General features: G+C 62.2%; 21 protein-coding genes, 3 tRNA genes, 1 pseudogene and 1 riboswitch. Of the genes and pseudogenes, 17 read left to right on the top strand and 8 right to left on the bottom strand.

The features are described 5' to 3' along the window. Positions 1-517 (bottom strand): annotated as a pseudogene (locus tag EV657_RS19390) (IS5 family transposase); the annotation flags it as partial. A 171-nt stretch (positions 518-688) separates the two neighbouring features. On the opposite strand from EV657_RS19390, the gene EV657_RS19385 reads away from it, so the two are divergent. From EV657_RS19385 to EV657_RS19350, 8 genes are all read left to right on the top strand, one after another. After that, positions 689-1,432 (top strand): hypothetical protein, encoded by a 744-nt coding sequence (locus tag EV657_RS19385; RefSeq protein ID WP_134079429.1) that lies wholly within the window; start codon positions 689-691, stop codon positions 1,430-1,432. After that, positions 1,429-3,372, top strand: coding sequence for a hypothetical protein (locus tag EV657_RS19380; protein WP_134079427.1), 1,944 nt, complete (start codon positions 1,429-1,431; stop codon positions 3,370-3,372). Before EV657_RS19385 ends, EV657_RS19380 begins: the two co-directional genes overlap by 4 nt. Positions 3,373-3,580: 208 nt before the next feature. Further along, on the top strand, positions 3,581-6,271 hold the full coding sequence (locus tag EV657_RS19375; RefSeq protein ID WP_134079426.1) for a class I SAM-dependent DNA methyltransferase: 2,691 nt from the start codon (positions 3,581-3,583) through the stop codon (positions 6,269-6,271). After that, positions 6,268-7,047 carry a hypothetical protein gene (locus EV657_RS19370; RefSeq protein ID WP_134079424.1) on the top strand — a complete coding sequence of 260 codons (780 nt, stop codon included), beginning with the start codon at positions 6,268-6,270 and terminating at the stop codon, positions 7,045-7,047. The genes EV657_RS19375 and EV657_RS19370 overlap by 4 nt, the downstream gene beginning before the upstream one ends. Then, positions 7,044-7,871, top strand: a complete 828-nt coding sequence (locus tag EV657_RS19365) for an Abi family protein (protein WP_134079422.1) — start codon at positions 7,044-7,046, stop codon at positions 7,869-7,871. Before EV657_RS19370 ends, EV657_RS19365 begins: the two co-directional genes overlap by 4 nt. 10 nt (positions 7,872-7,881) lie before the next feature. Beyond that, entirely contained in the window at positions 7,882-9,948 is a 2,067-nt protein-coding gene (locus EV657_RS19360; protein WP_243837751.1) for a DEAD/DEAH box helicase, read from the top strand. Beyond that, positions 9,948-11,174 carry a GIY-YIG nuclease family protein gene (locus EV657_RS19355; protein ID WP_134079419.1) on the top strand — a complete coding sequence of 409 codons (1,227 nt, stop codon included), beginning with the start codon at positions 9,948-9,950 and terminating at the stop codon, positions 11,172-11,174. The genes EV657_RS19360 and EV657_RS19355 overlap by 1 nt, the downstream gene beginning before the upstream one ends. Positions 11,175-11,483: 309 nt before the next feature. After that, complete coding sequence (locus tag EV657_RS19350; protein WP_116133298.1) at positions 11,484-12,008, top strand: hypothetical protein; 525 nt, start codon at positions 11,484-11,486, stop codon at positions 12,006-12,008. A gap of 240 nt (positions 12,009-12,248) precedes the next feature. Here EV657_RS19350 and EV657_RS19345 read toward each other — a convergent pair. Then, positions 12,249-12,338, bottom strand: a tRNA-Ser gene (locus tag EV657_RS19345). 115 nt (positions 12,339-12,453) lie between these two features. Beyond that, positions 12,454-12,654 carry a hypothetical protein gene (locus tag EV657_RS19340; protein WP_134079418.1) on the bottom strand — a complete coding sequence of 67 codons (201 nt, stop codon included), beginning with the start codon at positions 12,652-12,654 and terminating at the stop codon, positions 12,454-12,456. 209 nt (positions 12,655-12,863) lie between these two features. Between EV657_RS19340 and EV657_RS19330 the strand changes: the two genes are divergently transcribed. Further along, on the top strand, positions 12,864-13,049 hold the full coding sequence (locus tag EV657_RS19330; protein ID WP_243837749.1) for a hypothetical protein: 186 nt from the start codon (positions 12,864-12,866) through the stop codon (positions 13,047-13,049). 63 nt (positions 13,050-13,112) lie between these two features. Beyond that, a complete protein-coding gene (locus EV657_RS19325) occupies positions 13,113-13,439 on the top strand; it encodes a hypothetical protein (RefSeq protein WP_134079416.1) in 327 nt (108 codons plus the stop codon). Positions 13,440-13,781: 342 nt separating this feature from the next. Here the strand turns inward: EV657_RS19325 and EV657_RS19320 are convergent. Further along, positions 13,782-13,857: transfer RNA gene (locus tag EV657_RS19320), tRNA-Lys, on the bottom strand. 109 nt (positions 13,858-13,966) lie between these two features. Between EV657_RS19320 and dapF the strand changes: the two genes are divergently transcribed. From dapF to EV657_RS19290, 6 genes are all read left to right on the top strand, one after another. Next, entirely contained in the window at positions 13,967-14,806 is an 840-nt protein-coding gene (dapF, locus tag EV657_RS19315; protein ID WP_134079414.1) for a diaminopimelate epimerase, read from the top strand. Next, positions 14,806-16,074, top strand: a complete 1,269-nt coding sequence (gene mtaB / locus EV657_RS19310; protein ID WP_134079413.1) for a tRNA (N(6)-L-threonylcarbamoyladenosine(37)-C(2))-methylthiotransferase MtaB — start codon at positions 14,806-14,808, stop codon at positions 16,072-16,074. The genes dapF and mtaB overlap by 1 nt, the downstream gene beginning before the upstream one ends. A 119-nt stretch (positions 16,075-16,193) precedes the next feature. Beyond that, positions 16,194-16,484, top strand: coding sequence for a hypothetical protein (locus EV657_RS19305; RefSeq protein WP_113670037.1), 291 nt, complete (start codon positions 16,194-16,196; stop codon positions 16,482-16,484). Positions 16,485-16,785: 301 nt separating this feature from the next. Next, entirely contained in the window at positions 16,786-17,343 is a 558-nt protein-coding gene (gene petA / locus EV657_RS19300) for a ubiquinol-cytochrome c reductase iron-sulfur subunit (RefSeq protein ID WP_075783961.1), read from the top strand. 12 nt (positions 17,344-17,355) lie between these two features. Beyond that, complete coding sequence (locus EV657_RS19295; protein WP_134079411.1) at positions 17,356-18,693, top strand: cytochrome b; 1,338 nt, start codon at positions 17,356-17,358, stop codon at positions 18,691-18,693. Between the two features lie 18 nt (positions 18,694-18,711). Next, positions 18,712-19,497, top strand: coding sequence for a cytochrome c1 (locus tag EV657_RS19290; RefSeq protein WP_075783959.1), 786 nt, complete (start codon positions 18,712-18,714; stop codon positions 19,495-19,497). A gap of 153 nt (positions 19,498-19,650) precedes the next feature. Here EV657_RS19290 and EV657_RS19285 read toward each other — a convergent pair whose 3' ends face one another. From EV657_RS19285 to thiB, 3 genes are read right to left on the bottom strand one after another with little or no spacing between them, the layout of a single operon-like run. Beyond that, complete coding sequence (locus tag EV657_RS19285; RefSeq protein ID WP_134079409.1) at positions 19,651-20,343, bottom strand: thiamine ABC transporter ATP-binding protein; 693 nt, start codon at positions 20,341-20,343, stop codon at positions 19,651-19,653. Next, positions 20,330-21,901, bottom strand: a complete 1,572-nt coding sequence (locus tag EV657_RS19280) for an ABC transporter permease family protein (RefSeq protein ID WP_075783958.1) — start codon at positions 21,899-21,901, stop codon at positions 20,330-20,332. The genes EV657_RS19285 and EV657_RS19280 overlap by 14 nt, the downstream gene beginning before the upstream one ends. After that, positions 21,877-22,875 (bottom strand): thiamine ABC transporter substrate binding subunit, encoded by a 999-nt coding sequence (gene thiB / locus EV657_RS19275; RefSeq protein WP_134079407.1) that lies wholly within the window; start codon positions 22,873-22,875, stop codon positions 21,877-21,879. The genes EV657_RS19280 and thiB overlap by 25 nt, the downstream gene beginning before the upstream one ends. A 40-nt stretch (positions 22,876-22,915) precedes the next feature. Further along, positions 22,916-23,017, bottom strand: a riboswitch (TPP riboswitch). Positions 23,018-23,152: 135 nt separating this feature from the next. Between thiB and aroC the strand changes: the two genes are divergently transcribed. Further along, positions 23,153-24,253, top strand: coding sequence for a chorismate synthase (aroC, locus tag EV657_RS19270; protein ID WP_113670040.1), 1,101 nt, complete (start codon positions 23,153-23,155; stop codon positions 24,251-24,253). A gap of 449 nt (positions 24,254-24,702) precedes the next feature. Here aroC and EV657_RS19265 read toward each other — a convergent pair. Further along, positions 24,703-24,778, bottom strand: a tRNA-Val gene (locus tag EV657_RS19265). Between the last annotated feature and the right edge of the window lie 562 nt (positions 24,779-25,340).

Below are 25,340 nucleotides of genomic sequence, written 5' to 3'. Positions count from 1 at the left end.
AGCATGATCGCGGAGAAGAACGTTTCCGGGCACCGGTCGTATCGCGTGGCGACGCGCCGCCAGTCCTTGAGGCGCCCGAACATGATCTCGATGCGGTTGCGCCTTTTGTATCGCCGCTTGTCGTATTTGACGGCCTTCTTGCGGGACTTCCGACCGGGGATGCAGACCTTTATCCCCTTGTCCTTCAACGCTTCTCTGAACCAATCGGCATCATACCCCCGATCTGCCAGCAGCCAACCCGCCTTCGGCAGGCTGCCCAGTAGAGCCGCAGCGCCGGTGTAGTCACTGACCTGGCCTGCGGACATGAAGAACCCGATCGGCCGTCCTTTGCCATCGGCAACCGCGTGCAGTTTGGTGTTCATCCCGCCTTTGGTTCGCCCGATCTGGCGTCCGCGCCCCCCTTTTTCACGCACAAGCTCGATGCCGTGCGGTGCGCCTTGAGATAGGTCGCGTCGATCATGATGGTCTTATGCTCGGCACTCTCTGCGGCCAGGCCGACCATGATCCGGGCAAAGACCCTTAACAGCTGCGTCAGGGCCTCTGGCGCCGCATGCCGAAAATCCTATTCTATAATTCAAAAGTCGATGTAAATATAAGAGGTTATCCACATTTCCGACAGTTCGGCCAGTTGTCTAACCGGGGTCAGGCCGCAAAAATAGCTCGAGACATTCAGAAACGGAGGAATGGCATGAGCTTGCGGTTTACGCGCATCACTTCTTATAAGCCGACTATCCTGAGCAAGCAATATGAGCTCAAGAACGGGAAGCTGGCGAAAAGCGTCAGCGCACAAATGGTACGGGGCTTCGCGGTGGTTCGTGAAATCACCATGTTCTATGATTTCATCGGTGAGCTGACTCAGTTGCGGGAAAGTGATGCCTTGGCATATGGTCTACCCAAAGGGACGACATCGGCTGCTGTCGTGACAAAAGACGCATTCGACAAACTCTCTCAGGATGCCAAGGCGGAAACGCTGACGCGTACCAATGAGCACTTCCATTGGTCCGATGGCCCTTCAATTCTGATGATCGACATCGATCCGCCTTCGGAGGCGGAAAGTGTTAGCCAGCGACAGGCGCTAGATGTGCTTATTGCCGCCTGTCCGAAGCTGCGGGAGATCCCGAAGATTTGGATGCCATCGTCGTCCAGCTACATCTATACTACAGATGGCAAAAGTCTCACGGGCTTGCGCGGGCAACGCATTTACATGCCCGTCGACCGCGGGTCGGACATCCCCGACATTTCGGAAGCAATCTGGCAGCGCCTTTGGGCTTCAGGGCATGGCTTTGTGAAGGTCTCGAAGTCAGGGGCTCTCCTGAAAAATTCTCTAATCGACAATGCGGTCTACCAGCCGTCTCGGCTGGACTTCGCCGCCGGCGCCGTCACGGGCCCGGGGCTCGAGCAGCGTCGTGGATCGCCGGAGTATTTGCAATGACGCGGATCGAAAGTTTCATCACAGCCGATCTGATCGCGACTGACGAGCAGATTTTGCAGCGCGCTGGCGAGGCAATGAACCGTGCCCTGCAGGATAAAAAGCGTGAAGCTGCCGCCGTTCGCGAGGGGTGGATGCAGATGCGCCAGCAGTCAATGCAGTCGCGTACCTCCGCAGCGCCCACGGCGCTCCGCGAGACACTTGATCGCGCCGCTCGAAAGCTGGAACTCGCGGGTGACTTCGAAATTCAGGTCATCGAGAAAGGGAAAAAAGAAACATCGGCTTTTACGGTTCGTCACATTCTTGATGATCGCGAGAAATTTAATGGCTGCCAGACATTGGATCCGCTTGAGCCTGAATATAACAGCTCAAGTGTGGTGGGTAAGCTGTTTTTGAAGAGCGCGACGCCCACGCTCCATTCGCTGGCACATGGCGGAATGACTTACAGACTTTTCTCAAGCGCGGACGAGCCGAATGTATGTCGGAAAAGGCTCATTTGGAACGAGCGCAACCCTTCAGAGATTGTTTTGCGCTGTATCAACCAGATGAAAGCCACAGAGCGTTTCTTTTGCATGGGTGAGGCCGCAGCCTTGCTGAGAAATAATCGCGTAAGCATTCTGACTGAGCCTCTTCTGGACTTCGAGATATCGCGACACGTTGACCTCATGACTCAAAATGCAGAGGGAGAATACAAGGCTAAACAGATGCCGATCCGGCAGATTAAACAGATTCTTGACCTGGTGCCGAGTGAGCTGAAGCCGCTGGAATCAATCATCGATTATCCGCTGCCTGACGAGGACGGCATTTTGCCCGAAATGCCCGGCTACATTGACAAGGCTGGTTTGTTTCTGACGAAGGATCCGGCGTTGTTTGATGTTCCTAAGGTGCCTTCCGAAGAGGACCTGCGAAAGGCCGTTGAAACATGCTTTTTGCCATTCACTCACTTTCAGTTCGAAAACCACACCCAGGGGCGCAGTGCAGTTCTTGCAGCTGTCATGACATCAGTTTTGCGACCCGCCGTCCCTGTTGCGCCAGTCATCGCAATCACGTCTCCCAGTCTGGGAGCGGGAAAATCGTACCTGGCGACTGCACTCGGAGCGATCGCGACAGGAGAAGTCCCTGATTGTCAGTCGCTTCCTGAAACGTCTGTCGAGCTTGAAAAGGTGTTGTTTTCACATCTGATGCAGGGGAGCCGTTTCGTTCACTTCGACAACGCCGATCAGAATGTTCAAAGTTCGGTGCTTTCTAGCTATGCCACGGCTGCACGCATCTCTGGGCGAATTCTTGGCGTGAGCAAAATCAACAAGCACCTGCCTAATCGGGCGCTCCTGGTGATCAATGGCCGCAATCTCAGTTTCGGAAATGGTATGGCCAGACGGCATATTCCAATCCGGTTGAAGCCAAGCTCTACGGCGGATCTGACCAAAGCCTACGACTTCATTCCGCAAGACTTGGCGTTGAAACGGCGGCACGACATCATCACAGCTGTCCTGACACTCACCAGAGCCGCAAAGGCCGTATGCGTGTCACGACGGAATTTCGCAAGTTATGAGCAGTGGTCTCGTCTTGTTCGCGACCCTCTTGCTGCGATTGCAGAACTGTTGCCGGATTTGGATCTTGTCGATCCGCTAGCCTTCCTTCAATCTGGCATGGCTGCCGATACACATGTGGAGCATACGGGCGAGCTCCTGAGTTTTCTACAGGCTCATTTCCAGGGGGAAGAATTTACATCTGCAGATGTACGTGAGCGCTGTTTGGGAGACCGAGCGTGGGACGATCTGGTTCGTACCGTTTTCCCATCTGGTAGTGGTAGGACAGCCCAGGGCATTGGCATTGTTCTCAGCCGGCTGCTTGATCAGCCTGCCCAGGATCGAGTTCTGCGGCGCCGAATGCGCGATGGCAAAAACATGTGGTTGATCGAGATGCTCAAGCCGAGCGATTAGCGGCATCTCCGCGTCATATTTTATTTTGCAGAAATACGAGCTTAAAATGAGTTCTGGCAGGGCTCGATAATATGAATGTGCCCACCACGCATCATATTATCGGGCCTTATAGTAGCTTCAGGTTCGGCCTGGAGACGGCGAGCACCAAACGCTCTGGCCCGCTCGGGCGATTTACCCTACCAATAGGGCAACGACGCCGAGGCCCTTGATGAACCCTACTGAAATTTATGACGCATTGGCGGAGATTGCCGCCGAACCGTTTGACGCCACCGAATTCCCCTTCGCCTTTGCCGCCGCCACCGATGGTGCCAAAGCGGCGATCTCCAAGCTGCGGAGCGGGTCGACCAACAAGTCCGACCTTCCCGGCGGCGTGCTCTTTGGCAAGAAGTTCCACTTCGCTCCCGCGCTGGCGGGCATGACCGATGTCACGCTGGACCAGCTGCGTGGCTCGAAGAAGACCAAGACCTCGAAGCCCGCGATCCTGATCGCGACGGATGGCAAGATGATCTCGGCAGAGCACCCGGCCTCGGGCGATACGCTCCACTGCGGCTTCACCGAACTTGGCGACAATTTCGGCTTCTTCCTGCCCGCAGCAGGCAAGGAACGTTACCGCGCGGTTGAGGAAAACCCCGTCGACGTCAAGGCGACCGGAAAGCTGGCCCGCCTCTATGACGCGCTGACTAGGGCGAACCCCGATTGGGGCAGCGACGAGCGTCGGCACGAGATGAACCAGCTGATGATGCGGCTGATCTTCTGCATGTTCGCCGAGGACGTCGGGATCTTCCCTGACAATCAGTTCTCGCGCCTGCTGTTCACCCATGCGGGCGACAAGGGCGAGGAAGCGCGCGAAACCATCATCGCGGCCTTCCAGGCGATGAACCTACCCAAGGCCAAGCGCGAAGGGCTGCCTGCTTGGACGGGCGAGCTGGAATACGTCAATGGCGGGCTGTTTGCGGGCACCATCGACGCGCCGCGCTTTGATGCCGTGGCCTTCCGCTATCTGCGCGAGGCCTGCGATCTGAACTGGCGCGAGATCAACCCCGACATCTTCGGCTCGATGATCCAGTCTGTCGCGGACCCAAAGCAGCGCTCGGAACTGGGGATGCACTACACCTCGGTGCCAAACATCATGAAGGTGATCGGACCTCTGTTCCTCGATGACCTCGATGCCGAGATCCACAAGGCTTGGGACCGTGGCCGCGGGCTGCAACAGGTGCTGGACCGGATGTCGCGCATCCGCGTGTTCGACCCGGCCTGCGGATCGGGCAACTTCCTTGTTGTGTCCTATCGCGAGCTGAGGGCGCGCGAGACGCGCATCCTGCGGCGGTTGGAAGAGCTGAACGGCCCCGGCTCGCTGACCATGTTCTCGGCCATCCCGATCAGCCACTTCTACGGGATTGAGATCGCGGATTTCGCCGCCGAGACCGCCAAGCTGGCGCTGTTCATCGCCGAGTATCAGGCCAATGCCAGCTTTGCCGAGGTCTTTGGCCGCCGCCCCGCCGCGCTGCCGCTGAAGGACGCGGCGCATATCCGCACCGGGAATTCCCTGCGCATCGACTGGGAGGAGGTCTGCCCGCCCCCCGGTGAAGGCGAGGAAGTGTTCATCGCTGGCAATCCGCCGTTCCTTGGCTCAAGCTTCCAAGGGAAAGAACAGAAAGCTGACCTCGCGCACGTCTTTTCGGAGCATGTGAAAAGCTACGCAGCTTTTGACTTCGTTGCTGCATGGTTCTTCAAGGCGTCGCACTTCATCAGGCAGCGTGCAGCACGAGCCGCGTTGGTGTCCACCAACTCGATATGCCAAGGTCAGGCGGTGGCTACGTTATGGCCGCATATCTTGGGCGATGATCTTGAAATCTTCTTTGCCAACAAAGATTTCAAATGGAAGAACAACGCATCATCGAACGCTGCGGTTATTTGTTCGATCATCGGCATTCGCAATCAATCTAACGCGCCGAAACGTCTATTTGACGCCGATCTGGAAAGCGTTTGCGACAACATCAATGCATATCTGGTGAATGCCCCAGAAGTATATGTGAACGCTTCGACCTCTGCGAAATTCGGGCTTCCGGAAATGGTGCGAGGAAACCAGCCTACGGATGGCGGAAACCTGATATTGAGCTGCGAGGAAGCAGACGCTCTGATTGCCGAACACGCAGCTTCGCAGACGTTCTTGAAAAAGTACATGGGATCTCAGGAGGTGGTTCGGGGGCAAGTCAGAATGTGTCTTTGGATCGAAGACGCCGATTTGGCACTTGCGGAATCCGTCCCACCGATTGCCGAGCGCATCGAAAAGGTTCGTAGCTTCCGCCTCGACAGCTCAAAGGCTGCCACTGTGAAAAAGGCTGCGACTCCTCATCGGTTTGATGAGGTGAAAGTTGTGCCAGGGGCTCACTCAATTCTGGTGCCAAGGGTAACTTCCGAGCGCCGCCCCTACCTACCTGTCGAACGGGTCGGCGCTGATGTAATCTCATCAGACCTCAACCAAGTGCTTTACGACGCCCCAGAATGGTGCATCGCGCTGATCGCCTCGCGCCTGCACCTTGTCTGGATCGCCACCGTCTGCGGCAAGCTGAAGTCCGACTTCCGCTACTCCAACACTCTGGGCTGGAACACCTTCCCGGTGCCGAAATTTACCGAGGATCAGCTGGAAAAACTCTCGGCATCGGCCCGCAAGATCCTGCGCACGCGCTATTCCCATTACCCCGCCACGATTGCCGAGCTCTACGACCCCGACAAGATGCCCGACGACCTGCGCGCCGTGCATCGGGAAAACGACGAGCTTCTGGAAAGCATGTATATCGGCCGCCCTTTCCGCAATGACACCGAACGGCTGGAGAAGCTTTTCAAGCTCTATGCCGCCAAGGTGAAATCGCAAGATAAGAAGAGGGCGCTGGCATGACGGGGAACTATGTGCTGTTTCAGATGTGGGGTCCGTTTCGCCAGTCGTTGATCGACGGGCACATTTTCTACGTCGAACAAGCGCGGAAGCGGCTGCTCACGCAGTTTGAGAACATTGAAGCCGAGGCTGACAAGGCCTCGGAAGACTGGCTCGAGAATAACAGCCATCGTTTCGATCCTGACCGAGACGATCCCGGGAGCTTCTATGAGGCGGCAGGTGAGGCTGGCATCGAATTCTACCGCCTGCTCTCCGATATGCGTGACCAGACCCAGCTGAGTGTCGTCGCGGGTATGTTCCATGAATGGGACAAGCAACTTCGCGATTGGCTGGTTGCCGAGGTCAGGCACTGGCACCGAGGGGACCTAACCGCCGAAAAGATCTGGAAGGCGAGCTTTTCAGATCTCGCTGACCTGCTCGAAGGCCTCGGGTGGAAGATCCGTAGCACAGGATATTTTAAGCTGCTGGATGCCTGCCGTCTGGTCGTCAATGTCTACAAGCATGGCAAAGGGACGTCGCTGGACGATCTGAAGAAAAGTTTCCCCGAATATCTCCCTGACCCGAATGCAGGGACGCGCCTTACACGGGCTTCGATCGATTTTCTTGATTATACATATCTGAAGGTCAGCGATGTCCAATTTCAGGCGTTCTCTGATGCCATCGTGTCTTTCTGGAAGGACGTGCCCGAGAACATTTCTGAGTCTGATGTTACCAGCGTGCCAGCTTGGTTCGAGAAGGCGATACTGAAAGATCGTGCTGAAAAGGCAGGTGCGAAATGACCGATCAGAGTGGGTTGAAAAAAAGAAGCGAGGCGGCGCCCGAAGGCCCGCCTCATGATCTTGTCCGCAGGAGGGGCCAGAAGCCTGCCGAAGCACCTAAAGGCAACCTCACCACGTCTCACACCTCATCAGATAGCGATAAGAGCCATATCAATCAAGTGCCGAGTCTCACAGATCTTACCATTCAGAAGTTGCTAACCGAGTCCCTTAGCGAGCGGAGGCTCCAGCGGTATGCGCCGGCGGCAGGCGACGCAGGCGTGGCACGCGAGGACATCTACCTGTGGAACTGCGACCTGGCGGATGCATTCCAGTTCGCTCTCCACATGGCTGAAATCACTTGCCGCAACAGCATTCACTCCGCCTTGCTCTACAAGGGCAATAGGTGGTTTGAGGACAGCACGTTCAGGAAGCTCCTGGACGGCCCACGATTGAACGATCTCGATATGGCTCTGGCAGACGAGCGTGCTCAGCATGCCGACAGCTTTGACACGCATCACCTTGTTTCCGCACTGTCTTTTGGCTTCTGGGAGCATCTGACGACCAAGCGTTTTAAACGATACCTGTTTCCAAAGGGCTTTCAGAAAAACTTCAAGCACGCCCCTTGGAAAGCCGAGCTAGACGAGTTGCATGATCTGATCGAGAGCGTTCGTCGCTGGCGTAACCGTATCGCTCACCACAACGCGGTCTTCGATAAGGGGCCGTCAGCAAAATACCAAGACGCTCTCACCTTGATCTCTTGGTCATCGCCCGCATTGGAGGCTTGGGTCGCTGGCCGCTGCAGGGTCAACCAAATCATCAACGCACGACCAAGAGGTAAAGAGTAAGATGGTTCAGATGCTCAATGTTACCTATGGCACCTCCAAGGCGACCACGAACGCCCTTGGTCAGCGCCCTATGCAAGCCCGCACCTATGCCGCCCGCGCCGCGCAGTTCCTGCTTTTGAAGGCGCCGCCCGCGGCGGGCAAGAGCCGCGCACTGATGTTCGTGGCGCTCGACAAGCTGCGCCATCAGGGGCTGGAAAAGGTGATCGTCTGCGTGCCCGAAACCTCGATCGGTGGCTCGTTCCGCTCGACCGATTTGACCAGCTATGGGTTCGAAGCCGACTGGGAGGTCGAAGACCGCTGGAACCTCTGCCTGACCGGCGAGGATGCCGACAAGCAGAAGGTGCGCGCCTTCCAGACCTTCATGGACAGCGACGCCAAGGTGCTGGTCTGCACCCATGCCACCTTCCGCTTCGGCTTTGACGAGGTGATCAAGACCAAGGGGATTGAGGCCTTTGACAGTTGCTTCATCGCCATCGATGAGTTCCACCATGTGTCCGCCTCGGACAACAATCGGCTGGGGGTGATCCTGCGCAGCCTGATCAATCGCGCTGAGTGTCATGTCATGGCGATGACCGGCAGCTATTTCCGAGGCGACGCCGATCCGGTGCTGCGCCCCGAGGACGAAGACCGCTTCACCAAGATCACCTACAGCTATTACGAGCAGCTGGAGGGCTATGCCTGGCTCAAGGCGCTCGGAATCAACTACGAATTCTACAAGGGCAATTACGTCAACGGGCTGCCCGGCGTGCTGAACCCTGATCAGAAGACGATCATCCATATCCCGCATCGTGGGTCGTCCGAGGCGTTCGATGACAAGTTCAACGAGGTGGGCAAGATCCTCGACCTGCTGGGCACGCATGAAGGGCGCGATCCCGAGACGGGGTTCGATCTGGTGCGCAAACCCGATGGCGAGCTCCTGAAGGTCGCCGACCTGGTCGATGACGGGCCGGGGCGCGATATAGTCAAGGCTGCGCTGTCGCGCGAGATCAAGGGGCCAGATGGCAAGCGCGATGATCTGGCGGATCGGGCCAAGGTCGACATCATCATCGCCCTTGGGATGGCCAAGGAAGGGTTTGACTGGGTCTGGTGTGAACATGCGCTGACCATCGGCTATCGGTCGTCCCTGACCGAGATCGTGCAGATCATCGGGCGCGCGACCCGCGATGCACCCGGCAAGCCCCGCGCGCTGTTTACGAACCTTGTTGCCGAACCCGGCGTGGAAACCGGCGTCGTGGCTGATGCCGTGAACGACATGCTCAAGGCGATCTCGGGCTCCCTGCTGATGGAGCAGGTGCTGGCCCCGAACTTCAAGTTCTACCGCCGCGAGGATGGCGATGTGCGCGCGCCGATGGGCAACGACGACGAGGGCAATATCACCATTGGCATCAAGGGGCTGGTCGAGCCGCCCACGGACCGCTCGCGCGAGATCTGCGAGAAGGATATGAACGATCTGATGGCGACAGCCTATCAAGAGATGGACCGGCGCGTGCTGTCGCCAGACACGGCCCCCGAGGTCGCCACGCAGATGGTGCTGACCGACATTATCGAGAAGCGGTATGAGACGCTGGACGCCGAGGAAGCGGAATCGGTCCGTCAGCATCTTGCGGCGCATATGAACGTCCTGACGCTGGCGCGGAAGGAGGCCGAACGTGGTTTCACCGAGGGGCAGTCCCCCCTGAGCGGCACGCCTCCGAAGCCGAGCGGCGAAGACGATGACGGCGAACCCGCCAGCGCCCCGAATACCCTGCTGGAGATGGTTCGGAAATTCATCAACGTCCGGGACATCGACATCGAGCTGATCGATAGCGTGAACACCTTCCAGGAGCGCTTTGAGGTCGCGTCGAAGTCGCTGAACTCCGAGCTGCTGTCGCATGTGCAGTCGGCGATGGTTGCCCTGCGCGTGAACATGACCGGCGACGAAGCCAGAACGCTGTGGCCGCGCATCAAGGCCTTCCGCGCCACTGAAGGGCGTGAGCCGAATGTCCATTCCGCCAATCCGCTTGAAAAGCGCATGGCAGAGGCACTTGCCTGGCTGAAGGCCGAAAAGGCCAAGCGCCTGCGTGAGGGGGCTCTGTGATGTCGCGCCCCAGCTTGGAAGACATTTTCGCGGAAGACGACGAATTCGGCTTGTTAGATGTCAAACCTCGCGCCGGGCGCAGTGGTCCAGCGCAGGATCGTGGCGTCGCCGCCTTGCTCGAAGTCACAGCCTTCCATGAGCGGCATTCGCGCCTCCCTGACCCGGACGCGATGGATCACGACGAGATGCGCCTTGGCGCGATCTGGGATACGGTGAAGCAGGCTCCCACCGATCAGATGCGGGCCTTCGATCGGTTGGGCCTGCTGAGCGATGACGCCGCGCCAACGCCGCGCTCATGGCAAGATGACCCGGTCGACGCTGATATCCCCGATAGCTTGGATGATATCTTCGCAGATGACGATCTTGATGTTGATGCCTCACTGGTCAGCCTTATGCACACCACGCCCTCCGCAGACAGGCATGTGCCGGATCATCGCGCGGACTTCGTGCCCTGTCAGGATTTCGAACAGTTCCGGGAGCGTTTCGAAGCCGTCCAGCGCGGCCTGGAGGCTGGTGAACGCAAAGCAAGCCCGGTGCGGAAATGGTCGGTAATTGAGCCGATCGAAGGGGACTTCTTCATCAGGAACGGCTTGCTGGCCATGATTGCCGAGAAGTCGGAAATGACCGCCCGTGGCGGTGCGCGCGACCATCGGCTCCGCGTCATCTTTTCTAACGGCACAGAGAGCGACCCGCTCATGTCGTCCTTCCGCAAATCCCTGAATGACGACAAGACAGCTCGCATGGTCCAGAAGGTTGGCCTCGGGCCGCTTGATCCTGAATGGGAGAGTGATCAGCTCGAACTCTCGGGAACGATCTATGTTGCCCGTTCTCGATCCGAAAACCCCGAGATCAAGGGGCAACGCATGATCTTGCACAAAATCGGTGTAACTAGTCAGGACGTTGCCCGCCGCGTTGCAGACGCCAAAAACGATCCAACGTTTCTTCTAGCTCCGGTGGAGATTGTGGCGACCTACAGTCTGCAAAACCTATCACGCAGCAAGGTGGAAAGCCTACTGCATCGCTTCTTCGCAGCGGCCCGTCCGGGCGAGCTCTTCGTCACAGATCGCTTTGGGAAAAAGGTGTTTCCGAAGGAATGGTTCTATGTCCTGCCCGAACATGTCGGCCAGGCGGCCAAGCTGATCGAGGACGGCACCTTGCATTTGTACCGATACAACCCATCAGTCCAAAAGATCGTATATCGCTCAGAAGAGTTTCCGACAACGTAGGTCCTGCCGTTTTGAGGCCGGTGGACTGTTTTCCAACCAGAACCATCATAGAAAGTGGACTAAGTGAGCTTAGTTCTCTCATTTTCATAAGGATAGGATGAATGTAAATACGGTTTCCGAATGTTGAAAAACAGTTCACTTGTCACTTCCTGTGACTTTACGTCTGCCTGAGGCTCCTCCGCAAAAGCTTGTGCTGTTGTGTTGGCTAAGGGCGTAGTGCCGACATCTCGCGTCATCGTCTGTTGGAAGCTCGCTGACGCTCTCCGGCCCGGCTGGCGGGAGAGCCTTCCAACGGAGAGAAAGCACAACATGCTCGAACTAAACCGCATTAATGCCCGAGACCGACGCGGCGCAGCAATCCACGAAGCGGCACATATCGTCATCTCAGAACACTTCGGTATCGATGTCGTCCGTGCTGCGATTTGGCCGACTCCGCGCCAAGACGCACTTCTAGAGAAAACGTGGGGCGGGCAGATCCAGGTCATCGCAGGGTCTGAGTGTCGCCCGGAAGTCTGGAGAGCGATTGGCATCGCCGGAGTCGTCGGAGAAGACCTTTGGTTCGAGCGCGAAGAAGATGCCGTTAAGGGATATTACTGGGATTTTCGCTTTGATACCGCCGACGCGATGTCAGAGAGCGATTGGTATCTGTGCAGAGCAAAGCCCGAAATTGACGCCGATGAACTCTGCGAGGCCGCCACGAAAGTCGCCGAGCTCCTGCGCGGCGCCCTCTGGGGGAAGCTCATCAAAACAGCCCGAAAGCTGATCGTCGAAGCCCGAATCGCGACGAGCCCGACAACTGAAGTACCGAAGATCGCAGGATGTACATTGACATGAAGCAGCCTCGCTAGATCGATCCGAGACTTAATGAGCCCAGGAGGCATCCCTTTTCTTCATCTGTGAGCTGAGTGTGAGCACTCATCCCGAGAGCCACGTTAGGTGCGTAGGAAAGTGGCTAGCAGCGTCGAAGTGCCTACTATCTCAGTTAAGAATTACCAAATGGCAACGGCACCGCTCCCTAGACGAACACCATCTCAGGTGAACCATCTTGGGAAACACCTATTTTTCAAGGGCTTATGGCGGAGACGAAGGGATTCGAACCCTCGAGACCCTTCCGGGCCTACTCCCTTAGCAGGGGAGCGCCTTCGACCACTCGGCCACATCTCCGAGGGGATGTCTATGCGGCAACAAACCGGGAAACAAGGTTTTTCTTGCGCGACCGCTCGTTGCCGACGAGGCTCTGGTTCTTTCTGGGTTTCTTATGTCGACCGTTGCGGTTCATTCATCGGCCGGAGAGATTTCGCGTTGAATGGCGCCCCGCTTCCGCGTCGGCCATGGCGCCTGAAAGAAGCATCATGTCTCTCGCCCCGACGGCCTTCCTCGCCCGGTCGCTCTGATGGGCGGTCGGCGCCACCGCGTAGATTTCATCGAAGGGCTCACGTTTCAGTCGGATGAGCGTCAGGGGTGACACCATCTGCATCATGCCCGGGTCCCGCCCTGAAGATGCTGGAACTGAACACAGCAAGGACAGGTCGCGCCGAATGGCCACGCGAACAGCTGGCCGATCTGCCACCTTCTACGATCCTCAGGTAGGGAGAAGCCCGATGTCCGCCATCTCAACCGAACTTCCCCCGCGCTATCTGCGCACCAAGGAAGCCGCCCAGTTCCTGAGCCTGTCGGCTGGACCGGATCGTGATGGTTGGTGCGCAATTCGCCTACTGGCGCGATTACGATCGCCGCCAGCGGCGCGCGATGTATCTGAAATGGCATCTCTTCATGCCAGCGGTGACGCAGCGCTTCGGCTATTTTCCCGGGGCACGGCTTGGATGGCTCGAGGATGTGCCACGCGGCGTGGTGCGTGACTGGACGCGATATTGATTGCGCGATCGACACTCAGCCCGTGTGCGTCGCTCGGCTGGCGGATCACGAGGAGGACGCGGCTTGACGCTGCCCGAGGACCATACCGCCAACAAACTCGCCCATGCGCTGCGCGCGGTGGGGCTCAATGACATGGCAGCCCGCGCGGCCGAGGGGTACTATCACGACTTCCTTTCGCCGCTCGACTTCCCCGAGCTGGAGCTGATGCGGGACCTGGAAAAGGCCCGCATGGCCGGCAACATCGGCGCCGCTCAGTTGATCGCCCGCCACATCGAGGGCGATTTCGACGCCAGCTTCGAGGAGAGCGAGGCCTGGGCCGCATCGGCCGAAGGGCGCGAGACGCTGGCTTCGGTGCTCGGAAGGCCCGTGTCGCTGGGAGGTCGGGCGTGATCACCCTGGAGATCCGCGGCACGGGATCGTCCTGCGCCGTGTACAGGGGAGATGAGCGCGTCAGCCGATTCTTCCCGAAGCGCGAGGCTGCGATCTGCGCCGAGCGCGCAATCGTCCAGCGTCTGCAGCAGCGGCAAAGATCCTGTCTCTGTTGCGGTGTGGAATTTACCAGCCATGGGGCCGGAAACCGGCTCTGCAACACCTGTCGTAAGGCAGGATGATCGACGTGGAAAAGCACCCAGAAACCGCCCCTGCCAGCAGCGTCCGCGGCGGACGCTCGCGGACTGGCGGACGCTTCACTTTTCGAACATGCGAAAAGTCGTTTCTTTTCTTTGTCTTAAGTGGTGAGCCGTACAGGATTCGAACCTGTGACCCACTGATTAAAAGTCAGTTGCTCTACCAACTGAGCTAACGGCCCACTTGAGGCCTGCTACCTAGAAAAACCCGCGAGGGCGGTCAAGGGCAAAATCCATCATTTTTCGCAGGACGCTGGAAAGGCCCCCGGGCCGGGTGTATAGGACCGCCCCATGGCACGGAGGAATGACCCCGAACGCCTGCCCTTCATGAAGATGCACGGGCTGGGCAACGACTTCGTTGTGATCGACCGGCGGCAGGGCGGAAGGCCCTTGTCCGCCAGCCTCGTCGCGGCCATCGCCGATCGGCACCGGGGCGTCGGATTCGACCAGCTGGCGGTGATCGAACCCTCCGCCGAGGCCGATGCGCGGCTGGTCTTCTACAATGCCGACGGCTCGCCCTCGGCCACCTGCGGCAATGCAACCCGCTGCATCGCCCGGCATCTGATCGACGAGACCGGGCGGCGCGAGCTGACGCTTGTCACCGAACGCGGGCGGCTTTCGGCGCGCGACGCGGGCGGCGGGCGGACCTCGGTCAACATGGGGCCGCCGATCCTCGACTGGCAGGGCGTGCCGCTGGCCCGCGAGGTCGATCTCGACCGGCTGCCGATTGCGGGCGAGCCGGTGGCGACCGGGATGGGCAACCCGCATTGCACCTTCTTCGTCGCCGATGCCGAGGCGGTCGATCTGGCCACCTTCGGCCCCGAGCACGAACATCATCCGCTCTTTCCCGAGCGCACCAATGTGCAGGTCGCGCATCTGGCCGGACCGGATCGCATCCGGATGCGGGTCTGGGAACGCGGCACGGGCCTCACGCTGGCCTCGGGCTCGTCCTCATGTGCGGTGGCGGTCGCGGCGGCGCGACGGGGGCTGACCGGGCGCGCGGTGACCATCCTGCTCGATGGCGGCGAATTGCAGATCGACTGGCGCGCGGACGGGGTCTGGATGACCGGACCGACGGCGCATGTCTTCGACGGGGTCTTCACCGCCCCTTTCCTGGCGGAGGTCGGCTGATGGACGGCGCCGCGCCCCGCTTCACCACGCTTGGCTGCCGGCTTAACGCCTATGAGACCGAGGCGATGAAGGCGCTGGCCGCCGAGGCAGGGCTGGAAAACGCGCTGATCGTGAACACCTGCGCCGTCACCTCCGAGGCGGTGCGCAAGGCCCGGCAAGAGATCCGGCGGCTGCGGCGCGAACACCCCGAGGCCCGGATCGTCGTCACCGGCTGCGCGGCGCAGACCGAGCCCGGGCGCTTTGCCGAGATGGACGAGGTCGATCTGGTCATCGGCAATGCCGAAAAGATGCGGCCCGAGACCTGGGCCGGGATCGCGAAGGGCCCCGATTTCATCGGCGAGACCGAGAAGGTCATGGTCGACGACATCATGTCGGTGACCGAGACGGCGGGCCACCTGATCGACGGCTTCGGCACCCGCAGTCGCGCCTTCGTGCAGGTCCAGAACGGCTGCGATCATCGCTGTACCTTCTGCATCATCCCCTTCGGGCGGGGCAATTCGCGGTCTGTTCCCGCGGGGGTGCTGGTCGACCAGATCCGGCGGCTGGTCGGCGCGGGCTATAACGAGGTGGTGCTGACCGGGGTCGACCTGACCAGCTGGGGCGCCGATCTGCCCGCCACGCCGCGGCTGGGCGATCTGGTGGCGCGCATCCTGAAACTGGTGCCCGAGCTGCCGCGCCTTCGGATCTCGTCGATCGATTCCATCGAGGCCGATGACGCCCTGATGCGCGCCATTGCCGGGGAAGAGCGGCTTATGCCGCATCTTCACCTGTCGCTGCAGGCGGGCGACGACCTGATCCTCAAGCGGATGAAGCGGCGGCATTCGCGTGCCGACGCGATCCGGTTCTGCGAAGAGGCGCGGCGCCTGCGCCCCGACATGACCTTCGGCGCCGACATCATCGCGGGCTTTCCGACCGAAACCGATGCGATGTTCGAGAATTCGCTCCGGCTGGTCGAGGACTGCGACCTGACCTGGCTGCACGTCTTTCCCTATTCGCCCCGTCCCGGCACGCCCGCGGCGCGGATGCCTCAGGTCGAGGGCGCGGCGATCCGCGACCGGGCGGCGCGGCTCAGGGCCGCGGGCGACGCGCAGGTCGCGCGGCATCTGGCGGCCCAGATCGGGCTCTCTCACCGGATTCTGATGGAAAGCCCCCGCATGGGCCGGACCGAGCAGTTCACCGAGGTCGATTTCGCGTCGGACCGGCCCGAGGGCCGGATCGTGACCGCGACCATCGCCGGATGCTCTGAGACCCGGCTTCAGGTGGACTAGGGGCTTTTCCTCCCTCGCAAGACCGCGCGCGACGCTGCCCGGGACCGCCGACCGATATGTGAATGGACAGGTGCCCCTCGGCAGCCTATATTTTGGGCAATCTTCCAGGAGTTTCGCCGATGCCCCTGCCTCTCGCCCCCATCGCGACCGTCGCCCTGCGCTACGGCCTGCGCTATGGCGCGGTCGCTCTGGCCGCCTATGCGCTGTCGAAAAGCCGGGACGGGCTGCGCCGCGACCAGCGCACGGAAGACGCCATGGACGAGCTGGGCGAAGGGCTGACCTTCCGTCGCGATCAAGAACAGGTGAACGGGGCCGCCCGGATGCGCCGTACGTTCCGCATGGGCACCGCCGGCCCGGGGGTCGAGATCGACGCCTCGGCGTTCGGTCGGCTGCGGGTCCGCCGGGTGTGACGCCGGGGCGGGACGGGGGCCTGAACAACGGCCCAAATAGCGCAATATAGTGTCCCGGGATGCGGTTGAACGTCTCAGAATCGGTCTAATAACCCGATTCCCTCTGGCTGGAATTGTCCCTGAGGGGTATACGGCGGTCGACCGGAATCCGTCTGAGCCTCCGCCGTCGCTGCGCGGCTATGTCCGCTGGACGCAATTTTCCTGCCGGGGCTAGGTAAGTCTGGTAAACGGCCGAGGAATCCCTTGGCCCGTTTTTTCGAATCGACCGGGGGCGACCCGGTCCTGGAAAGGAGAAATTCTCGTGTCGCACGCAGAAGATCACGACGGCACCCGCCGAGACTTCCTTTACTATGCCACGGCGGGCGCCGGTGCTGTGACCGCAGGTGCGGCCATCTGGCCGCTGATCAACCAGATGAACCCCTCCGCCGACGTGCAGGCGCTGAGTTCGATCCGGGTCGACGTCTCGTCGGTGTCCGAAGGCCAGCAGATTACTGTCAAGTTTCTCGGCAAGCCGGTGTTCATCCGCCTGCGCACTCCCGAAGATATCGAACTGGCGCGCTCGATTCCGCTGGGCGACCTGCGCGACAACAACTCGCGCAACCCCAACAAGCCGGGCGAGGCGACGGACCAGAACCGGACGATGGACGAAGAGGGCAAATGGCTGGTCATGATCGGCGTCTGCACCCATCTCGGCTGCGTTCCGATCGGCAACCAGTCCGGTGATTTCGGCGGGTGGTTCTGCCCCTGCCACGGCTCGCACTACGATTCCGCGGGCCGCATTCGCAAGGGCCCCGCGCCCGAGAACATGTACATCCCGGTTGCGTCCTTCGTGGACGAGACGACCATCCAACTCGGTTAAGGGAGCCCCCGAATGTCCGGTATTCCTCACGATCATTACGAACCGGGGTCGGCCCCCGAGAAATGGCTGGAACGGCGCCTGCCGGTCATCAGCCTGATCTACGACACCCTGATGATTCCCACGCCGAAGAACCTCAACTGGATGTGGATCTGGGGCGTGGTTCTGTTCTTCACGCTGGTGCTGCAGATCGTCACCGGCATCGTCCTGGCGATGCACTATGTGCCGAACACCGAGATGGCCTTCGCCTCGCTCGAGCACATCATGCGTAACGTGAACGGCGGCCACTTCCTGCGGTACCTGCACTCGAACGGCGCCTCGCTGTTCTTCGTTGCGGTCTACCTGCACATCTTCCGCGGCCTCTATTACGGGTCCTACAAGTCGCCCCGCGAGGTGACCTGGATCATCGGCATCCTGATCTACCTGGCGATGATGGCGACCGCGTTCATGGGCTACGTTCTGCCCTGGGGCCAGATGTCCTTCTGGGGCGCTACCGTGATCACCGGCCTCTTTGGCGCGATCCCGTGGATCGGTCACGACATCCAGCAATGGCTGCTGGGCGGACCGGCCGTCGGCAACGCGACGCTGAACCGGTTCTTCTCGCTGCACTACCTGATCCCCTTCGTGATCCTCGGGCTGTCGATCGTCCACGTCTGGGCGTTCCACACCACCGGCAACAACAACCCCACGGGTGTTGAGGTTCGCCGCGGGTCTAAGGAAGAAGCCGACAAGGACACGCTGCCCTTCTGGCCCTATTTCGTGATGAAGGACCTGTTTGCGCTGGGCGTCGTTCTGGTCGTGTTCTTCGCGATCGTGGGCTTCATGCCCAACTATCTGGGCCACCCCGACAACTACCTCGAGGCGAACCCGCTGCAGACGCCGACGCATATCGTGCCGGAATGGTACTTCCTGCCCTTCTACGCGATCCTTCGGGCCTTCACCGCCGACGTCTGGGTGGTGATGATCGTCGACTGGCTGACCTTCGGCGTCGTCAACGCCAAGTTCTTCGGTGTGATCGCGATGTTCGGCTCGATCATCGTGATGGCGCTGGTGCCCTGGCTCGACACCTCGAACGTGCGCTCGGGCCGCTACCGTCCGCAGTTCAAGCTGGCCTATGCGCTCTTCGTGGCCGACTTCGTGCTGCTGACCTGGGCGGGCGGGATGCCGGCCGAGGCGGTCTATGCCAACATCTCGCTCCTCGGGGCCGCCTACTGGTTCGCCTACTTCCTGGTGATCCTGCCGGTGCTGGGCGTGATCGAGAAGCCGCTGCCGCAGCCGGAAACCATCGAGGAAGACTTCAACGCCCACTACGGCGACGGCGCCGCGGCCGGCAAGGCCACGCCGGCCGAGTGACAGAAGGGATCGGATAAGATGTTCAAGAAACTGACGATCACCGCCCTGACCGCCCTGACGCTGGGGGCGGGTGGCGCCTGGGCCGCCGAGGGCGGCCATGTGAAGGACTACAAGTTTTCCTTCGAGGGACCTTTCGGCAAATACGATCAGGCTCAGCTGCAGCGCGGCCTGCAGATCTACACCCAGATCTGCTCGGTCTGCCACGGTCTGAAATACGTGCCCTTCCGGTCGCTCTCCGAGCCGGGCGGGCCGACGCTAAGCGACGATGCGATGCGCGCCTATGCGGCGAGCTACAGCATCTTCGATCCCGAGCTCGAGGATTACCGCGACGGCAAGCCGACGGATCACTTCCCCGAGGCGACCTATCCGGGCGCCCCGGACCTGAGCCTGATGGCGAAGGCCCGGGCGGGCTTCCACGGTCCGCTTGGCACCGGCCTGTCGCAGTTCTTCAACGGCATGGGCGGACCCGAATACATCACCTCCTACCTGCTCGCCTTCAGCGACGAGACCAAGGAAGAGGCGGGGACGCTTTATTACGAGAACTCGGTCTTCTCGACCGGCTGGAGCGCGATGCCGCCCCAGCTGTTCGGTGATGATGTGGAATATGCCGACGGGACCGAGGCGACCATGGAACAGGAGGCCAAGGACGTTGCGGCCTTCCTGATGTGGACGGCCGAACCGAAACTGATGGCGCGCAAGGAGGCGGGCGTGATCTCGGTCCTGTTCCTCGGCGTGCTGACCGTGCTGCTCTATCTGACGAACAAGCGTCTCTGGGCCCCCTACAAGCCCAAGAAGAACGTCTGATCGCCGGACCTCCGGTTGACGGAAACGCGCCCTTCGGGGCGCGTTTTTCGTTTGTGCTCCGGTTTGCGCACCGGTTTGCGCATTGGGCCGCCGACCGTGCCCCGGACCGGGCGTGTCATGGGTATTTTCGCCAAGAAGAAGCGAAAGGCGCGATCAGCCCAGATAGGCGCGCAGCGCGGGCGGCGGGTCGGCCAGAAGCTTGGCCGTCGCCCGGGGCGCATGGGCGCGACCTTCCGCGACCAGGATCGTCTGATCGGCGATGGCGCGGGCATCGGCCGGGTCGTGGGTGACGAACAGGACGGTGGCGCCGGTCTCGCGCGCCAGTTCGGCCACGAGATCGAGCATCCCGGCCTTGAGCGCGGGGCCGAGCGCCGCGAAGGGCTCGTCCAGCAGCATCAGCGGCCGGTTGCGCAACAGCATCCGGGCCAGCGCCACCCGGCCGCGCTGGCCGCCCGACAGCGCCGCCGGTTTCCGGGGGCCGAGTCCGGCCAGCCCGACCCGGGCGAGCGCGGTTTCGACCGCGCGGGTCTGGTCCCGGTCGAGCCGAAGGCCGGGGCGAAGGCCGAGCCCGACATTCTGGGCGGCGGTCAGGTGAGGAAAGAGGTTGTTGTCCTGAAAGAGCACCGAGAGCGGCCTGTCGCCTGGCGCGAGCGGGCCAAGATCGGTGTCCTTCCAGAGCACCCGGCCCCGGTCGGGTGCAAGAAAGCCCGCGATGGTGTCGAGGATCGTCGACTTGCCCGCGCCTGAGGGGCCCAGCAGCGCCACGATCTGCCCCGGCGCGACCGTCAGGTCCGCGGTGAGAGAGAACCCGCCTTGAAGGATCGCAAGGCGTTCAAGGCTCAGCATGGGCGCGTCCTCCGCGGTCGAAGATCCAGAAAAGCCCAAGGCTGAGGGCCAGCAGCAACAGGGCGGCGGCGGCCGCGCTGTCCATCCGGTAGGCCGCCATCAGCCCGTAAAGCTGCAGCGGCAGGGTGGCATGGCCCGGGTCGGAAAACAGCGCGATCACGCCCAGATCGCCCATCGAGAGCGCGGCCGACAGCCCCAGCGTGAACCCGATGGGTCGCCTGAGGCGCGGCAGCAGCATCAGCTTGAGCCGCGCGCGCCCGGCCATGCCGAGGCTGTCGGCAAGGCGGCCATGGTTGCGCTCGGCCTCGGCCACGGCGGGCACCAGGGCGCGCAGCGCGAAAGGCAGGCTCATCGCGGCATTGACGGTCGCGGTGACCGGCAGGGCAAGAATTCGCGGATCGGCCAGCGGGTAAAGCAGGATGAAAAGCCCGGTGCCCATCACCAGCGGCGAAGCGGCGATGGTGAGCGTGCCCGCGGCCTGCACCGCCCGGCCGCGAAGGCCCTTGAGCCGGTCGATGGCGATGGCCATCGGCAGGGCCAGCGCCAGTGTCAGCGCGGCCGAGCCAAGCGCCACGGCAAGCGAGCGCAGCGCGGCGGAATAGACCGAGGCGGGCAGGCTGGCCCATCCCGGCAGGCCGCGGAAGGCCACCATGACAAGCGGCAGGATCAGGAACAGCGTTGCCAGCGTCAGGCTGGCCCCGTCCTGCAGCCGGAGCCAGCGCCCGTTTGTGCCAAACTGCGGGATAGGGCGGCCGAGCCCCGGGCCGAAGGCGCCCGGCACGGCGATGGCGAAGGCCGCCAGCGCGGCCGCGACCGAGACCCCGACCTGGATCAGCGCCAGCCAGGCGGCGCGGCCGAGGTCGAAATCGAAGCGGAAGGCCTGATAGATCGCCAGCTCGACCGTCGTCGCGCGCGGCCCGCCGCCCAGCGTCAGGGCGACTGCGAAGCTGGTCAGACAGATCAGGAACACGACAAGGAAGGTGCCGGGCAACACCTCGCGCAGCATCGGGCGTTCGATATGGGCGAAGTGCGCGGCCGGGCCGAAGCCGAGCGCGGCCGCAAGCCGGAAGCGTTCGGCCGGAATGGCCAGCCAGCCCTGAAGCACCAGCCGTGTGGCGAGCGGCAGGTTGAAGAAGACATGGGCCAGCACTACGCCGCCCGGCCCGTAGATGTCGATGGGGCCAAGCCCAAGAGGCGCAAGGGCGGCCGACAGAAGGCCGTTGCGGCCGAACACGGCCAGAAGGCCCATCGCCGCGACGATCACGGGCAGGATGAAAGGTGCGCCGAGAAGGGTGATCAGAAGCCCCCTGCCGGGAAAGCGGCGCCGGGCCAGCGCCCGGGCCACGGGCACCGCCAGCAGGGTGCTGAGCGCGGCCGAGGCCAGCGCCTGCAAAAGCGTGAAGCGCACCGCCGCCAGATCGGCAGCGCCCAGCCGGGCGGCCCCTTCCGCCCGCCAGGCGACGGCCGCGATGGTGCCAAGCGCGAGCGCCAGCGTCACTGCGGCGGCGCCCAGCCCCAGCCCGGTCGCGATGCCTAGCGGCTGAGCGCGTCGCGCCATTCGGCCAGCGCCTCGTCCCGCACCTCGGCTGCCTCGCCTGCCGGGAAGATCAGCGCGGTTTCGGGCCGGATCAGCGTCTGGTAGCCCGCGGGCAGCCCGGCTTCGGGAGTGACCGCCGGATACATCCAGTTGGTCGTGGGGATCGCCGCCTGGAAGGGTTCTGTCAGCATGAAGTCGAGGAATTGCCGTGCCAGTTCCGGCTGGTCGGACGAGGCCACGATGCCCGCCACCTCGATCTGCAGGTAATGGCCCTCGTCGAAACGGGCGGCGGCCTTGGTATAGTCCTCTTCGGCGATCAGGTGATAGGCGGGCGAGGTGGTGTAGGACAGCACCATGTCGGCCTCGCCGTCGATGAACATGCCGTAGGATTCGGTCCAGCCCTTGGTCACGGTCAGGATATGCGGCGCAAGCCCCTCCCAGATCTCGGGCGCGCGGTCGCCATAGGCGGCCTTGACCCACAGCAGCAGCCCCAGACCGGGGGTCGAGCTGCGCGGGTCCTGGATCACGATCTTCAGGTCCTCGGGCGCGGCGATCAGGTCCTCGAAACTGGCGGGCGGCTCGGGCAGGCGGGTCTTGTCGTAGACGAAGGCGAAATAGCCCCAGTCATAGGGCAGGAACAGCGGGTCCTCCCAGCCGACCGGCAGGTCTAGCACGGCGTCGTCGCGGCCATGCGGCGCGAACAGCCCGGTCTCGGCCGCGGCGGCGGTGAGGTTGGTATCGAGCCCCAGCACGACATCCGCGTCGGTCCGGTCGCCTTCCAGCCGCAGCCGCGCGAGCAGCGCCGCGCCATCGCCCGCAGGCACGAAGGTCAGATCGCAGCCGCATTGGGCTTCGAAGGCGGCTTCGACGATCGGACCGGGACCCCATTCGGTCACGAAGCTTTCATAGGTGTAGACGGTCAGCTCGGGCCGCTCGTCCGCCGCTGCGGGCAGGGCGGACGCGGCCAGCGCAGCGGCAAAGACTGTGAAACGCATGGTCCTCCTCCAAAGATGGGGGCGGACGGGCAAGGGTGGAAATCTGTCCATGGGCCTTCCCTCCGCCGGTTCTAACCGGTTCAGGTTCAACGGGTTCGCGGGTCGCGCATCTCAGCCCCATGGGGCACCCCGAGGTGAGGGTCACGCTAGCGCCCCGCCGCGCGGTCCGCAAGCCAAACTCAGGTCCCGTCCCGCGCGCCCTGGGCAAACCCCTTGAGAGGCGGGCGCCCGGCGGCTATGCCCATAAGCCAAAGGAGATCGCCCCCATGAGCCAAGAATGAGCCTGAACACCTTCGGCCATCTGTTCCGCGTCACCACCTGGGGCGAAAGCCACGGGCCCGCGCTTGGCGCGACGGTCGATGGCTGCCCGCCCGGCATCGCGGTCGACGAGGCGATGCTGCAGCACTGGCTCGACCGTCGGAAACCCGGGCAAAGCCGGTTCACCACCCAGCGGCAGGAACCCGATGCGGTCGAGATCCTGTCAGGCGTGTTCGAGGGGCAGACCACGGGCACGCCGGTGCAGCTGATGATCCGCAACACCGACCAGCGGTCGAAGGATTACGGCGACATCGCGCAGAAGTTCCGGCCCGGCCATGCCGATATCACCTACTGGCAGAAATACGGCATCCGCGATTATCGCGGCGGCGGCCGGTCCTCGGCGCGCGAGACCGCGGCGCGGGTGGCGGCGGGCGGCGTGGCGCGGGCCGCGCTGGCTTCGCTTGCGCCGGGCCTGAAGATCACCGGCTACATGGTGCAGATCGGTCCGCATGCCATCGACCGCGCGCGTTTCGATGCCGATCAGATCGAGCGCAACCCGTTCTGGGCGCCGGATGCGCAGGCGGCGTCGGACTGGGAAAGCTACCTTGACGGGCTCCGCAAGGCCGGCAATTCGGTCGGCGCGGTGGTCGAGATCGCGGCCTCGGGTGTGCCCGCGGGCCTAGGCGCGCCGATCTATGGCAAGCTCGACACCGATCTGGCGGCCGCGATGATGAGCATCAATGCCGTGAAGGCGGTCGAGATCGGCGAGGGCATGGCGGCCGCGGCCCTGACCGGGGTCGAGAATGCCGACGAGATGACCATGGGGCCCGACGGACCGGTCTATGCCTCGAACCATGCCGGTGGCATCCTCGGCGGGATCTCGACCGGGCAGGATGTGGTGGTGCGCTTCGCCGTCAAGCCGACCTCGTCGATCCTGACGCCCCGGCGCACGGTGACGGTTGCGGGCGAAGAGACCGAGATCGTCACCCGGGGACGCCACGACCCCTGCGTCGGCATCCGCGCGGTGCCGGTGGGCGAGGCGATGGCGGCCTGCGTTCTCTTGGACCATCTGCTGCTGCATCGCGGTCAGGTGGGCGGCAATCGGGGCCGGATCGGCTAGCGCGTCGGAGGCGGTTCGCCGCAGGTCGGGCAGGCCGACCGTGTTGCGAGAACCGCGTTCGACCCTCGCCGATGGCGGCGGCGACATGCTCTGAAAGCGATTTGTCGGTGATCGCAGGACAGCCTGGCGGTTTCAAAGGCCGTCCGGTGCGAGCTCTGCAGCCGGAGGGGCGGAGGGCCGATGGGGGAGAGGCGTCGCGCAAGCATGTCGCCACGTCCGTCTTTCGTATCTTTGTCATTTGCGGGTCCCAGGTCCGGCCTGCGGCCGCCACCGACGGTCCGGTCAGGTTCGGCACGGGGCACGCTCCGCTGCAAAGGGGGGGCTATCGGAGATGGGGCGGCATTCTCTGGCTGGAAACGCCGCCGGAAATCCGCAAGGCGCCCCACGATTGATCCGTCGCGGAGCAATTTCCGGATTTAATTTTTAAATTCATATGATTAGGTTTCAGGTGGTGGGCCGAGAGGGAATTGAACCCCCGCTGTCGATGGGTGTAAACCATCCGCTCTACCCCTGAGCTATCGGCCCTCCGGGCGGAAGATGCCCTGGCGCATCATGTGCATGGTCCGTCATGGCGTCGGTCCACCACAGGGTGCGCCGCGCGGTCTAGCCGGTGATGCGCGATGGCGCAAGCCCGGGCGTGGTCCACGGCTGGGGCGGTTTCCCGGGCGGTGACCGCGTTCGGGGGCTTGGCGGCCGATCCTGACTGGTACGGGCGGCGGGGGGCGGCTCCATAATTTCATAAAGAAAATAAGATTTTAAGTCATCCTCAACGCGCTTTATAGGGTCTTGCCGGGCCTTGTCGTGGTTCGCACCCCCATGAAAACGCGACACGATCCTCCTATCGCAACCTAACACGCAGTGTTTCAACCGGGGCCTGGGCCCGGGCCTGCCCTTTCTTGCCCGCCATCGTGTGCCTCAAGATGTCCATTATCGATCATGGACATTATCGGCGGCCGGCTCCCAACGTCAGTGCGGCGACAACGGACGGATACTGTTTACGCGGCGAAGGTTTCGGATCTGGCGGCTGCGCTGAACGATCCGGCAAGCCGGCCGGAGGCGGTGGAGATCCTGCGCGGTCTGATCGAGA

Source organism: Rhodovulum visakhapatnamense (assembly GCF_004365965.1).
Lineage (GTDB): Bacteria > Pseudomonadota > Alphaproteobacteria > Rhodobacterales > Rhodobacteraceae > Rhodovulum > Rhodovulum visakhapatnamense.
Note: the sequence above shows the minus strand (reverse complement) of the source record. Positions and strands in the feature narration are given on the sequence as shown.

Coding starts and splice junctions, on each gene's coding strand:
- EV657_RS19375 (WP_134079426.1), top strand. CDS start 3,581: ATGAACCCTACTGAAATTTATGACGCATTGGCGGAGATTGCCGCCGAA.
- EV657_RS19280 (WP_075783958.1), bottom strand. CDS start 21,901: ATGGCGCGACGCGCTCAGCCGCTAGGCATCGCGACCGGGCTGGGGCTG.
- EV657_RS19370 (WP_134079424.1), top strand. CDS start 6,268: ATGACGGGGAACTATGTGCTGTTTCAGATGTGGGGTCCGTTTCGCCAG.
- EV657_RS19305 (WP_113670037.1), top strand. CDS start 16,194: ATGCCCCTGCCTCTCGCCCCCATCGCGACCGTCGCCCTGCGCTACGGC.
- EV657_RS19340 (WP_134079418.1), bottom strand. CDS start 12,654: ATGATGCAGATGGTGTCACCCCTGACGCTCATCCGACTGAAACGTGAG.
- EV657_RS19360 (WP_243837751.1), top strand. CDS start 7,882: ATGCTCAATGTTACCTATGGCACCTCCAAGGCGACCACGAACGCCCTT.
- aroC (WP_113670040.1), top strand. CDS start 23,153: ATGAGCCTGAACACCTTCGGCCATCTGTTCCGCGTCACCACCTGGGGC.
- EV657_RS19290 (WP_075783959.1), top strand. CDS start 18,712: ATGTTCAAGAAACTGACGATCACCGCCCTGACCGCCCTGACGCTGGGG.
- EV657_RS19365 (WP_134079422.1), top strand. CDS start 7,044: ATGACCGATCAGAGTGGGTTGAAAAAAAGAAGCGAGGCGGCGCCCGAA.
- EV657_RS19285 (WP_134079409.1), bottom strand. CDS start 20,343: ATGCTGAGCCTTGAACGCCTTGCGATCCTTCAAGGCGGGTTCTCTCTC.
- thiB (WP_134079407.1), bottom strand. CDS start 22,875: ATGCGTTTCACAGTCTTTGCCGCTGCGCTGGCCGCGTCCGCCCTGCCC.
- EV657_RS19380 (WP_134079427.1), top strand. CDS start 1,429: ATGACGCGGATCGAAAGTTTCATCACAGCCGATCTGATCGCGACTGAC.
- mtaB (WP_134079413.1), top strand. CDS start 14,806: ATGGACGGCGCCGCGCCCCGCTTCACCACGCTTGGCTGCCGGCTTAAC.
- EV657_RS19350 (WP_116133298.1), top strand. CDS start 11,484: ATGCTCGAACTAAACCGCATTAATGCCCGAGACCGACGCGGCGCAGCA.
- EV657_RS19295 (WP_134079411.1), top strand. CDS start 17,356: ATGTCCGGTATTCCTCACGATCATTACGAACCGGGGTCGGCCCCCGAG.
- dapF (WP_134079414.1), top strand. CDS start 13,967: ATGGCACGGAGGAATGACCCCGAACGCCTGCCCTTCATGAAGATGCAC.
- EV657_RS19355 (WP_134079419.1), top strand. CDS start 9,948: ATGTCGCGCCCCAGCTTGGAAGACATTTTCGCGGAAGACGACGAATTC.
- EV657_RS19385 (WP_134079429.1), top strand. CDS start 689: ATGAGCTTGCGGTTTACGCGCATCACTTCTTATAAGCCGACTATCCTG.